This is a genomic window from Cylindrospermum stagnale PCC 7417 (assembly GCF_000317535.1).
In the GTDB taxonomy this organism is placed as follows: Bacteria; Cyanobacteriota; Cyanobacteriia; order Cyanobacteriales; family Nostocaceae; genus Cylindrospermum; species Cylindrospermum stagnale.
In genome coordinates, this window is the sequence record NC_019757.1 from 1,490,111 (window position 1) to 1,502,600 (window position 12,490).

The 12,490-nt window shown below is 42.5% G+C and carries 9 protein-coding genes and 1 pseudogene; 5 read left to right on the forward strand and 5 right to left on the reverse strand.

What is annotated here, in order from left to right:
* Window positions 1-125: 125 nt before the first annotated feature.
* The gene (locus tag CYLST_RS06195; protein WP_015206844.1) at window positions 126-716 is read right to left on the reverse strand and encodes a thylakoid membrane photosystem I accumulation factor; all 591 of its coding nucleotides are present in this window, start codon (window positions 714-716) and stop codon (window positions 126-128) included.
* Window positions 717-971: 255 nt separating this feature from the next.
* On the opposite strand from CYLST_RS06195, the gene CYLST_RS06200 reads away from it, so the two are divergent.
* Together CYLST_RS06200 and CYLST_RS06205 are read left to right on the forward strand one after the other, a co-directional pair.
* Window positions 972-2,330, forward strand: a complete 1,359-nt coding sequence (locus CYLST_RS06200) for a Mur ligase family protein (protein ID WP_015206845.1) — start codon at window positions 972-974, stop codon at window positions 2,328-2,330.
* 97 nt (window positions 2,331-2,427) lie between these two features.
* Window positions 2,428-2,979: pseudogene (locus CYLST_RS06205) on the forward strand (RpnC/YadD family protein); the annotation flags it as partial.
* Window positions 2,980-3,132: 153 nt separating this feature from the next.
* Here CYLST_RS06205 and CYLST_RS06210 read toward each other — a convergent pair.
* Entirely contained in the window at window positions 3,133-3,912 is a 780-nt protein-coding gene (locus CYLST_RS06210; protein ID WP_015206847.1) for a hypothetical protein, read from the reverse strand.
* 331 nt (window positions 3,913-4,243) lie between these two features.
* Here CYLST_RS06210 and CYLST_RS06215 point away from each other — a divergent pair, with 331 nt between their 5' ends.
* A complete protein-coding gene (locus tag CYLST_RS06215; RefSeq protein ID WP_015206848.1) occupies window positions 4,244-4,735 on the forward strand; it encodes a DinB family protein in 492 nt (163 codons plus the stop codon).
* A gap of 41 nt (window positions 4,736-4,776) precedes the next feature.
* Window positions 4,777-5,592, forward strand: a complete 816-nt coding sequence (locus tag CYLST_RS06220; protein ID WP_015206849.1) for a type 1 glutamine amidotransferase — start codon at window positions 4,777-4,779, stop codon at window positions 5,590-5,592.
* 91 nt (window positions 5,593-5,683) lie between these two features.
* On the opposite strand, the gene CYLST_RS06225 is transcribed toward CYLST_RS06220, so the two are convergent.
* Window positions 5,684-6,127, reverse strand: coding sequence for an HNH endonuclease (locus tag CYLST_RS06225; RefSeq protein ID WP_015206850.1), 444 nt, complete (start codon window positions 6,125-6,127; stop codon window positions 5,684-5,686).
* A gap of 1 nt (window position 6,128) precedes the next feature.
* Window positions 6,129-6,389: a hypothetical protein gene (locus CYLST_RS06230; protein ID WP_015206851.1), complete on the reverse strand. Its 261-nt coding sequence runs from the start codon at window positions 6,387-6,389 to the stop codon at window positions 6,129-6,131.
* Window positions 6,390-7,061: 672 nt separating this feature from the next.
* Between CYLST_RS06230 and CYLST_RS06235 the strand changes: the two genes are divergently transcribed.
* A complete protein-coding gene (locus tag CYLST_RS06235) occupies window positions 7,062-9,878 on the forward strand; it encodes a leucine-rich repeat protein (RefSeq protein WP_015206852.1) in 2,817 nt (938 codons plus the stop codon).
* A 114-nt stretch (window positions 9,879-9,992) separates the two neighbouring features.
* On the opposite strand, the gene hetF is transcribed toward CYLST_RS06235, so the two are convergent.
* Window positions 9,993-12,482 (reverse strand): cell division protein HetF, encoded by a 2,490-nt coding sequence (hetF, locus tag CYLST_RS06240; RefSeq protein WP_015206853.1) that lies wholly within the window; start codon window positions 12,480-12,482, stop codon window positions 9,993-9,995.
* Window positions 12,483-12,490 lie beyond the last annotated feature (8 nt).

Genomic DNA, 12,490 nt, shown 5'->3' on the forward strand with positions numbered 1-12,490 from the left:
GTAGGGGCACAGCAATGCTGTGCCCCTAATGGTTCAAGGGAAAATTAAATGTAGAGATGTTGTCGGTAGCGTCTCTACATTTCAAGGTGAGAGGTTTTCCAAATTAGAGTCAAAAGTAAGATAATTTACTTACTCAACTCACTACTGAACTCGTTAAATGAACGCCGCTTTAACTCTGTTGTTTCCGTGCGGGGTAATAAATCCAACATTTCTCGAAACTTGTCATCTATCTGTTCATAGGGCACTTGACCCTTCTTATTCAAGACTACCTGACCCGATTGGTTAAAAATTACGACTTGCGGAACACCCCCAGCGTAGTAGTATCCCGGTTCTGTGGGTTCGTAGGTCTGTTTGGGCGGGATGGTATCGACATCCACAGGGATAATCTCAGATGCTCGTCCATAGTATGCCTGCACCTGTGAAAGCACGATCGCATATTCCTTGCAATCGCTGCTGTCATCGACATAAAATAACAAGATTGTCGGTTTATGTTCTGTTAAAGCTTGGGCGAGACTTTCTCTGGCAGGCACGAGTGAGCCATTACCAGCATAAACCACAAAAATATTGCCGTCATATCTATCATCTTTGATACCTGCTAATGCTGGCTGCATACTTATAATGAACAAACAAGCAAGTAGCACCAAGCATTTAGATACTAACCGTCGCCAATCAGCCATTATTTTATTTTGTAAAAAAAGCCACTTTATGCTATTCATCAAATGGAACCTTTCAAGCTACTATTTTCCCTAAGTTTGTGCTGAACTCAGCCAACTGGGCTGGAGATATAATTACGTCCACGCACCATTTTTTAAGATAACGCTTAGTGGGATGCTTTCTCGTTAATGGCTGGGGAAACAGTATTCTCAATCCAAAATCTAAAATCCAAAATTGGTATGTCTGGCTTTTTTGGTAAGGATTCGCTAGACTTTCAAAATTAAATTTGCAATTAAAGGCTATTTTTAGCAACCGCTGTGGGAAACAAAATACAATTGATAGATAGACTGCGACTAGGTTTGGCGGTGTCAGTGGCGAAAAGCGTCACGTTTTTAGTGCGATTTCTTCGACGGGCTGCGCCTATGCTACATTTGGGAGCCGGTAGTGTATTACCAGGCTCGATTGCCCGTCGCATTGAACCCCGAATTTTAGAATTATTGAGTCAGCAAGTCAAAAACGGGGTAATTTTGATTGCTGGTACTAATGGCAAAACTACCACATCGCTGCTGTTATGCACGATGTTGGAAAACAAAGGATACCGCATCGCCCATAATTCTACAGGTGCAAATCTGGAAAATGGCTTGATGACAGCGTTGATTGAACACGCTAACTTGCTGGGCACGCTGGATGTAGATTATGCCATTTTGGAAGTTGACGAGAATATTGTACCCAAGGTATTAAAACCGCTGCAACCGCGCATCATCCTTTGTTTAAACTTGTTCCGTGACCAACTTGACAGGTACGGGGAAGTAGACAGCATTAGCAAACGTTGGACAAAGGTTATCGCTACCTTACCACCAGAAACTGTGGTTATCCCCAATGCTGATGACCCGACTTTATCACTTCTCGGTCAGCAGTTACCCCAACGGGTGTTATTTTTTGGCTTGAATGAACCAGAAAATTATCTAGAAGCAATACCTCACGCTGTTGATTCTATCTACTGTCCTAAGTGTGGACATTCTCTAGATTACAAAGGTGTTTATTTATCTCATTTGGGAGATTTCACTTGTCCTAGTTGTGGTTTTACGAAGAGTAAACCGACTTTGGAAAGTAGGGAATGGTCGCAAATTCTTGTTGGTTTGTACAACAAATATAACACTCTAGCCGCCGCAACAGCCGCCCAGGAGTTGGGAGTTGATGAAACGACAATCAGAGATACAATTAACAATTTTCAAGCTGCTTTTGGTCGGGCGGAAGATTTAACAATTGACGGTAAACGGGTACGAATTCTGTTATCAAAAAATCCCGTAGGGACGAATGAAACTATTCGCGTTGTCACTCAAAGCACTGATAAAACTACATTGCTAGTCTTAAATGATCGCACTCCCGATGGTACAGATGTATCATGGATTTGGGATGTAGACACAGAAAAACTGGTCGAACGGGGTGGGACTTTGGTTGTAAGTGGCGATCGCGTTTATGATCTGGCCTTACGTCTGCGTTATAGCCAGAAATCTGTTGAGAGTCCAGTTAACTTGATTGTAGAAGAAGATTTGCGTTGTGCGATCGCCACCGCCTTAGAGCATACACCAGCAAATCAAACTTTACACATCCTACCCACCTATTCAGCCATGCTAGAAGTGCGGGAAGTCTTGACTGGTCGGAAAATTTTGTAAGAGGATGTTTGGAAAGCGTAAAATGTCATGTTGTTCGCATAGCGTAGCTATGGCTGTGTTCAGCATGACATTTTTACTTTTCAGATATCTTTACAAGAAGAAAAGTGAGGTAGAAATTCCTACAAGCTATAAAGGGGAATTTGCAGGCTTACAAGCGCGTCAAGACTATCGCGTGATTAATCTTTGGGAAGTTGATGTAGAAATAGCTTTTAATCAACCAATTCCCTTATTGCTGCCTTTTGTACCCATCCTCAAAGGTGGTGCAGAAACTTCGACGGTGCAACGAGCATTGCAAATTCTCCGCGCTGATGAGAAATTGAGCCAGTTAGAAACGGTTATGGCTTTTTTTGCTACGTTTGTATTAGATAGTGCTTTAGTACAGCAAATCATGAGGTGGGATATGGCAGTATTACGCGAGTCTCCCTGGTATCAACAGATTTTGATAGAAGGAGAAAAACGAGGCATACTATCAAGTATCGAACTAAGTTTAGAAATAAAATTTGGCAGTGACGGTTTACAACTGATGCCCGAAATCTCTCAAATTACTGATTTAGAGCAATTAAAGACAATTCAGCGAGGTATCCTCACTATAAATTATCTTGATGAATTGCGGGAACTCCTTCAGAGAATTAAAACTTACACAAGTTAGATAAATCATCAGGTATTGCAAGCAAATAGCGTAAGTGTAGATTTCAACCTATTAGCAAGTTGAAAAAACCCCTAATATATTAGAGTTGCTACACTCCAATCAAATATCAGGGGTTATTTGTTCTGCGTTTGCTTAGTTAGGATTATCTTGAATTTAAACTAAATAGCTGGTATTAGGCACAATGGGAAAGAAAGCATACTCATACCAAGCAGTCCAGATGAAACTTCTAATCCAGCGTTGACGCTTTTCGGGACTGTATTCATATTCAAATACTCCCTCAGAGATATCAATAGAAGAAAGATGAGAATTACAACCGCAACCATGTTGATAGGTAAAGCCGTATTTAGAGGCTATACTTTGTACCTTCATTTGGATAGCGAAGACTTTTCCCGCGTGTAGCACAGCATCCCAAGAACGCTTATGTGCTATATCCCGCTTGTCAAAGCGTAAAGCGCGTTCTTCAAAAACATGATCTCGGTAAATTGGTGCTAGATGCACATGATAGAAGCTAGCAGGCATTTCATAGCCAAACTCATCAAAAAGTTCTATCCCAATGCGAGCAACTTTGACTTCATTAGCATATTCTGCACCCTTTGACTCAACATCTTGAAGAATTTTTGCAAAATTCGGATAGCTATCAATCATCAAGTCATGACCGTAAAAGTCCAGAGCTTCATAAGCTAGTTTTCCGAATAGCTGGGAGAATGCCGGTTTGAGGCGAGCTAGCTCTGGGCGATCGCTAAATAAGTCTACATCACCGTGCTCCAACTTGTATTGGAACAACTGCGCCATTTCAATATAACTCTGTGGATTATCGAGTCCTATATTCGCCACTCCTGTTGCAATATCTTGCCACACAAGAGGTAGTTGAGAAACTGGAACCGCATTCTCCGAAGCAATTACTGCAATATTGGGAGCTTCAATCAGCTGCATATACAATTCTCCATTAAGATTTTAGTTCAGAAATTTACCGACAGCACAGACTTTAAAATATTAGTCTTTGAAAAATTACTAAGCATTTGGAAAAGTATCGCGAATTTTTTCCAGATGAACTTCTGTTTGGTAAGCCAAAGTAGCAGTTTTGCAATCCATAAAATTATTGATCTGGTTGTGAAGTGAAATTGTTGCCCTCTGTACCCTAAACAGAAATAATTTAACTAATAACCAGATTTCTGGCTAAATTTCTCGTTAGCTATTTTGTGATTATCGTGACAATGATACCAAAAAACTGTTACATAAAATACGAAATCATCAAATCAGCTATATGCCCATTCAACATTTTCAGATGCTCGCACGTTACAATTCTCTAGCAAATCGGCGGTTATATGAAGTTTGCACGCTGCTAACCGATGCAGAACGGAAGCAGACCCGACCGGCATTTTTCAAAAGTATTCACGGGACACTGAATCATATAATGGTAGGCGATCGCATTTGGATGGGACGCTTTGCAGGTGAAGAGATTTCATCCACAGGACTTGATGCTATTCTCTATGATGATTTTGATCAGCTACGTACAGCGCGTGTATTAGAAGATGAGCGCATCGAAGGATTTATTGCTGGTTTAGAAGCTGAATTCTTGGTGGGAACGATTACTTACGAAAATGTCAAGGGTACGATTTATACCGACCCGATTAACTTGTTGGTGGCTCACTTTTTTAACCACCAAACCCACCACCGAGGACAAATTCACGATATGCTGTCCCAAACGGAAATTGACCCACCAGTGTTGGATCTGCACCGGATTCTCCGAGCATAAGGAGAAAAAATTATGAGTTATACGGTTATGGGTAAAAAGTTATGAATTCTCCACAGTTGGAAATCACAATTGGTTGGCTATACCCGACGCTAATGAGTACCTATGGCGATCGCGGAAATGTGATTACTATAGAACGTCGCGCTCAGTGGCGGGGGTATAATGTGCAGGTGTTACCTCTCGATCAAAACTCCACAGCAGAGGATATTAAGTCTGTAGATGTGATTGTTGGTGGTGGTGCACAAGATCGTCAGCAAGAGATCGTCATGCGGGATTTGCAGGGTGCGAAAGCTGACGCCATGCGCGAGAAAATCGAAAATGGGACGCCGGGAGTCTTTACCTGTGGTTCTCCCCAATTGCTAGGACATTATTACGAACCGGGATTAGGACAGCGAATCGACGGTTTGGGAATTCTGGATTTAGTTTCTGTCCATCCTGGTGAAAATACTAAGCGCTGCATTGGTAACTTGGTAATTGAAGTTACAGCTTCTCGGTTGGCGCAGGACTTAAAAGAGATGACGGGAACTACACCCTATTTGGTGGGGTTTGAAAATCACGGTGGACGGACAAAGCTAGGAAAGGTGGAAGCTTTGGGGCGTGTGGTCTATGGTTTGGGGAATAATGGTGAGGATGGGACAGAGGGTGCATTTTATCAAAATGCGATCGCCACTTATTCCCACGGGCCATTGTTACCAAAAAATCCTTTTGTCGCTGACTGGTTGATTCAAACAGCCTTGCGGCTAAAGTATCAGCAGCCAATTACCCTAGAAGCGTTGGATGATAAATTAGCAATCCAAGCGCGAGAAGCAATGCTAAAGCGGTTAAAGGTAAATTTACCCGCTACTACAGCTAAAGTTTAAATGTCTCATTTCCTCGTTCCCAGTCTCTGACTGGGAATGCATTACATAAGGCTCCGCCTCCAATTCCCAACCAACAGAAAAATATCCTAATTCACTTATTAATTCTTTGCTTTGCGGCTGCTGATGGATACCTACCAACTTCTATCAATAATTGTCGCTCTAAAATCCGTTCATCGTTGTTGAAATCGAAAATACGTGCTGTGACTTCACCAATATCTGTAAGTGATTGAATTACAGCCTCATCAAGTCGAAAATGATCACCCCAAAAATCTCTCCGGGGGTTAAAAAATCTGACAAGTTCACCATTTCGCCAATTAATAGAACCTAAATCTGTACCTTTTTGCAAATTACAGAAAACACAAGCATAACAGAGATTATCTGCTGTTGTTGCTCCACCATGTTTAACACTAATGATATGGTCAACTTGACAGCCAGATGATCTATCTTCTGCTGAAATTAAACAATATTCACAGATATTACCAGCACGTTCAGCAACTAAATGCCGTAGATCTACACTAATGTAAGAACGAGACATTTTATTTACCCTCAGCGTTACTGTACTTATGAGCCTTAGCTTTGGCTAGAGTCATAATATGTTCTAGAGTTAGAAAAAAGTCTAATTCCTGTTTTTCATCTTTCGTCAATTCATTATTTTTAGCAGCGTAAATTAAATCCTCTAAACGTTCTTGCGCTGTCTCGGAAAGGTGAAACTTAATCACACTTTCGGGGGTTGTACCAGCAGCAATAAAATCTATGATTTCGTCGTAGACTTTGGTAGTTGTGACAGATATATTCATGACGCTATCCTTCTAGATGAGAATTTTCGCACTTTTACAAAACTTTTACAATTATTTATCCGCTTCGGAACACTACAAAAGGCTTTGAAATAGTTCCGAGATATTCATACTTTTTTATTATTTTATCGCTTTGCAGATTGTCGCGTTTATCGACGAAAGACATCTCTCCAACACAGCTAACGTGTACATACATCTCTATACAAAACCAAAATCGTCATAGCTCCCCCTAAATCCACGCCAGTCGCTCATGGGGGAGACCCCCAAGACCGCGCTGGCTCCCCTTAACAAGGGGGACTTTAAGAGTCTCTTGCCCCCCTTTTTAAGGGGGGTTGGGGGGATCTACACCGTGTTGGGAAACTCTAGAAAACTTGTGTGTCCACGGTAGCTTTCCAAGGAGGGTTGGGGGGATCTACACAGTGTGAGGCAACTCTAAAAGCCTTATGTGTACACGGTAGCCGACACAGAGTGAAGCTTTGAAACTGCCCCTGAAAGTGACGGGAAGGGGATAGGAGGGTGAGATTTGCCAAAAACCGATGAAATGGTGCTGAATTCAACCGAAAAGCAATATAATTTACACTGAGAATTGCGTAAAACTCGTTAACGCAGGTGTAGATATTTCTAGAAACCTGGTTTCTATCAGCGGGCGTTTTCTTTTAGCGGTAAGGCAGCAGCATGGCAACCACACCTCAAAGTGTTCTAGCAAAAATCCGAGAAGCGAAAGAGAAACGGCTGATTAAATTAGATTTAAGAAATGATTGGGGGACTCCAGACAAAGATAAATTAACAGAAATTCCTGCTGAGGTGTTTGCACTGACTTGGTTGGAGGAACTGGATTTAAGCCGCAACGAAATGACAACGCTGCCTGATGCGATCGCCAAACTGCAAAATCTCTCCACTCTGTATTTAAGCCACAACGGAATCACAACGCTGCCAGATGCGATCGCCCAACTGCAAAATCTCAACTCTCTGGATTTAAGCTACAACGGAATCACAACGCTGCCAGATGCGATCGCCAAACTGCATAATCTCACCACACTGAATTTAAGCGTCAACAAAATCACAACGCTGCCAGATGCGATCGCCAAACTGCATAATCTCACCACACTGAATTTAAGCGTTAACAGAATCAGAACGCTGCCAGATGCGATCGCCAAACTGCATAATCTCACCTCTCTAAATTTAAACGGCAACCGAATCACAACGCTGCCAGATGCGATCGCCAAACTGCATAATCTCACCTCTCTGGATTTAAGCGGCAACCGAATCACAACGCTGCCTGATGCGATCGCCAAATTGCATAATCTCACCTCTCTGAGTTTATGGAACAACGGAATCACAACGCTGCCTGATGCGATCGCCAAACTGCATAATCTCACCTCTCTGGATTTAAGCGGCAACCGAATCACAACGCTGCCTGATGCGATCGCTAAACTGCAAAATCTCTCCACTCTAGATTTAAGAGGCAACGAAATCACAACGCTGCCAGATGCGATCGCCCAACTGCATAATCTCACCTCTCTGGATTTACGCCGCAACCCTATTGAAAAACCACCGCTAGAAGTCGTTAAAAAAGGTATTGAGGCAATTAGGGATTATTTCCGCCAACTGGAAGCAGAGGGAACAGACTATCTGTATGAGGCAAAGTTGCTGATTATCGGTGAAGGGGGTGCAGGGAAAACCACTTTAGCAAAGAAAATTGAAAACGAAAATTATCAACTGCAAGATGAGGACTCGACCAAGGGTATTGAGGTGATACCGTGGCATTTCACAGCAGATGGGCGAGATTTTCAGGTTAATCTCTGGGACTTTGGCGGACAAGAAATTTACCACGCCACCCACCAATTTTTTCTCACTAAGCGTTCCCTCTATATTTTAGTAGCAGATACCCGCAAGGAAGACACAGATTTTCACTATTGGTTAAATGTGGTAGAATTATTAACTGATAACAGTCCCTTGTTAATTATCAAAAACGAGAAGCAAGACCGCCACAGAGAAATCAATGAACCACAATTACGGGGACGATTTAATAACTTAAAAGAAACCTTAGCAACTAACTTTGATACTAAGCGAGGTTTGCCGGAACTGTTGAAACTAATCCAACATCAAATCACTTCTTTACCTCATATTGGTATACCACTCCCCAAAACTTGGGTAAAAGTCCGGGAAGCTTTGGAGAACGATTCACGCAACTACATCAGATTGGCAGAATATTTGCAAATCTGCCAGACAAATGGCTTTACTTTACTAAAAAACAAGTTGCAGTTAAGTAGCTATTTGCACGATTTAGGCGTGTGCTTGCACTTCCAAGATGACCCGATTTTAAATAATATCGTCATTCTCAAACCTAAGTGGGGTACTGAGGCAGTTTACAGAGTTTTAGACGATAAACAAGTTATTAACAATTCGGGAAAATTCACATGGAAAGACTTGCAAAATATCTGGCATGAAGAACAATATGCCACAAAGCGAGGCGAACTTCTACAATTAATGATCAATTTCAAGCTGTGTTATGAAATTCCCCACAGCCCCAAAACTTATATCGCACCGCAACTGTTAACTGAAAAACAGCCTAAATATCATTGGAATGAAAGCGAAAATCTCATCCTACGCTACACTTACGACTTCATGCCCAAAGGTATTGTTACTCAGTTCATAGTTGCTATACATGAGTTTATTGATGAACAAAAATATGTCTGGAAAAGTGGAGTTATTCTCAGCAAGGATGCGACAAAGGCAGAAATAATTGAATTTTACGACCAGCGAGAAATTAAAATTCGGGTTGCAGGTAGTCACAAAAAAGATTTATTGACAATAGTAACTTACGAACTTGATAAAATTCATAACGCCTACAAGAAACTGAAGTACAACAAGTTAATTCCCTGTAATTGCGACACCTGCAAAGGCAGTCAAAAGCCACATTTTTATAAATTTGAAAGCTTAAAAAAACGTATTTCAGACAAACGATCCCAGGTAGAATGCGACGTTAGTTATCAAATGGTTAATGTCTTGGATTTGATTGATGATGTAATAGATAGAGGTAGAGATAATTTATTTACAGAGAGGGAAGACTTTAAAATTAACCAGATGCCGAATATATCTGTTAATGTAACTCAAGTTCAAGAGCAAAAAAATCAAATTCATCAAAAGCGAAATAATAATATGTCAACCTATAATCAATATGGTTCTGGAGATAATGTTGCTGGTGATAAAGTCATGGGTGACAAAATCGGCACTCAAATCAACAATTCCCAAAACTTGGCACAAGCTGCAAAAGATATTAAAGAACTCCTTGATCAACTTTCACAGAAATATTCAAATAATGGGATTGTTGGTGCAAGAGCAATTGAGGAAATTGAAAGTAAGCCAACTCTAAAAGCTCGCGTTGTTAATGCGATCAAAGAAGCAGGAACAGAAGCTTTTGAAAAAGCTGTTGATCATCCTGCTGTTAGTATTGTGATAGCAGCTACAAAGGGTTTTATCGACGGTTGAAAATATCGTTGTGATTTCATCTATAAAAAATAATTAAACTAGCTCGTAGTAAGGGCTTTAGCCCTACTTGAGGGCTTCAGCCCTCACTACAAACCTTTAATTATTTACGCCCAGCTACTTACTTTCCTCTTGAAGAAGCGATCGCCAATCAGAAATCGCCTTCTCAGTCCACAGCCAGTTGTGAGCCAATTTATCGACTTGGAAATCTACCGGATCATCCTTAAGCACCATTTGCCGCAGTTTAATCGCTTCACTAATATATTGTGCCCGTTTGGTGGCAACAGGTTGATTATTTGCCGATTTATATAAACCTATAGCTAACCCAGCATAAGAAGTTAAAGCATCGTTTGGCACTACCTTCTTTAGAGATACTGAAGCATTAGAGGCTATATTCTGAGGTTTGAGAGCTAAATCCAAAGCCTTGAACCAAGAGTCATTAGCCCGGTTGAGATTGCCTTCTGCGTAGTAAGCAAAACCCAAAGCGTTTTTATATTCCAGTGAATCTGGCTGATCTCTCACCGCAATTTCCCAATAACGGCGGGCATCATCAATACTGTATTTTTTGTCCCCAATTTGGACTAACTGCCACGCCAATCGCCCCCGCCTAAAGTTAACTGCTGGATCATCAGCTTGCTTATCCACAACGAGATTCAAAGCAGTTTGAGCAGCTGCCAGTGCCCCCCGGTTGAGTAATTCATCCACAGCTTCCAGCCCTGGTTGCAAGTCCCCTAGGCTCATTTTTTCTGTAGCGGTGGCGGTGACAATTCCTGTGGGCGCTGTTTTCAAGTCAATGGGTAGGCTTTGAGAATTAACTAGCGACTGGGTGGGAATTTGCGGAATATCAGACAGAACCCAAGAGCGATTTTGCCCCCACCAATTTACACCGATGAGAAATGCGATCGCACTCACACCCACAAAACCCAAAATCTGCCACTTTTGGCGATCGCTGTGATCTGCCACTGGGACTGGTGGTGAAGTTGGCAGCCGGGGACTTTCCCTATCTACTGCCAAATTCTCAGCAGTTTGACTTGACCTAGTAGGAACTTGTCGCCGCAACCCTAATTCCTCCTCCAAGACAGCCATTTGCTCAGACACCTGCCTTGAGAGGAGATTATTGTCTCCCTCCTGTTGCATCAGTTCCGCCATCAGCGGAGGTTCTTCAGCGGTGGCTTTTTGGTCATCTAGCTGGCGAAACAAATCCGAAACTATGGCAAAATCTTCATCATAGCTGGGGTCATCATACTCAATTTCATCTACGAGGTCGCCCCAAGTCTCTTCCCCTAGCCAGTCTAACTCAGCAGAATCCCGCATCAAATTAGAGGAGGTCATTTCCTCCATAGCTAAAGGCAACTCCAGCTCATCTGTCACAGCAGAATACATCGCCGTGGGGCTTGGCTGCAAGGTTGGCTGATAATTATTTAGTAACTCCACACTTGTAACTAAGGTATTTTCCGGGCTGAGAAAACCTTCAAATTCCCGCTGGAGGTACAAAATCGGTAACGCCCAGTACATCTGGTGAGAACCATAGGCAGAGATTAAGCCCTGTCGCACCCGACTCACACACAAATCTAGGGGATATCCCTGACTCAAGTTACGGTAAAACAATTGTGTCAGCGTCAGCGCCACTTCGTCGGGAATCCGTTCTGACATAGCCAAAACACCCCTGAGTCCCCGTTTTACCAGGCTTTCAGTCAGGTTACGTTCCCCTGAGTCCCCACCACCATCGACATTAGCTGTATATGCCCCCAAGCAGGAGTTAAACACAGCCATTTGGATATTATTGTTAACCAGCAAACCAGCCAAATCATCCCCACTCAGAGTTTCTGTTAAGCCGGTTCTGTTGCTAACTAGATAAATTTCACCGCCATTTGGGCCTAAGTTACTATGCCCAGAGTAGTGCAAAACGTGGAATCTGCCTTGTTCTAAAGCTTGGGTTAATTCTTCCCTTCCTGGTTGGTCTAGGATAGTGAGTTCAATTTCTGGCAGATGATAATTGCCTTCACCAGAACGTAATATTGGCCGATGCAATTCTGCTTGGAGTTTGATCGCTTCCTGTTTCTGTTCCAGACGGACTTGATCCGTAGGCGACGCAATCACCATCAACACTTTTACCCCACCTGCTTCCTGTGGTGTGGGGATGTTTCTCGATGGCAAACGCGATGCCGTCAGAATTCCACTTTGGTAGCGGGAAAAAGTGATATAAGGGCCAGTAGCTAGGGGGCGATCGCCTGCATGCATCACTTCCCAAGGCAAACAAGCTAACCTAGTATCTTTGAGTCCCAAACGCAAGCGCAGTACCTGTTGTTGATTCTGGGCTATACCTTGGGCAGTAATCCAACTATCTCTAAGAGTGCCTTGAAACAGTGCGTTATAAAATTGCTGACCCAACTCCACCAAGTTAACAGAGTTTCTGGCTATAACATCACCCTGCAACACCGACTTCAATGGGTCATTCATTAAATGTCCAGCAGCCGTTAACCACTCAGCTACGGGCCAAGTCACCAGTTCTTCTGCCAATGGCACCCCAGGCGCGACTTGTTCCGTCCGCACCAAGTAGTCATTTTGCCCTACTGGGGTTACGGAAATGTGAAATTCCTGGGTCACAACCTCTC

Coding starts and splice junctions, on each gene's coding strand:
- CYLST_RS06195 (WP_015206844.1), bottom strand. CDS start 716: ATGAATAGCATAAAGTGGCTTTTTTTACAAAATAAAATAATGGCTGAT.
- CYLST_RS06210 (WP_015206847.1), bottom strand. CDS start 3,912: ATGCAGCTGATTGAAGCTCCCAATATTGCAGTAATTGCTTCGGAGAAT.
- CYLST_RS06215 (WP_015206848.1), top strand. CDS start 4,244: ATGCCCATTCAACATTTTCAGATGCTCGCACGTTACAATTCTCTAGCA.
- CYLST_RS06220 (WP_015206849.1), top strand. CDS start 4,777: ATGAATTCTCCACAGTTGGAAATCACAATTGGTTGGCTATACCCGACG.
- CYLST_RS06225 (WP_015206850.1), bottom strand. CDS start 6,127: ATGTCTCGTTCTTACATTAGTGTAGATCTACGGCATTTAGTTGCTGAA.
- CYLST_RS06230 (WP_015206851.1), bottom strand. CDS start 6,389: ATGAATATATCTGTCACAACTACCAAAGTCTACGACGAAATCATAGAT.
- CYLST_RS06235 (WP_015206852.1), top strand. CDS start 7,062: ATGGCAACCACACCTCAAAGTGTTCTAGCAAAAATCCGAGAAGCGAAA.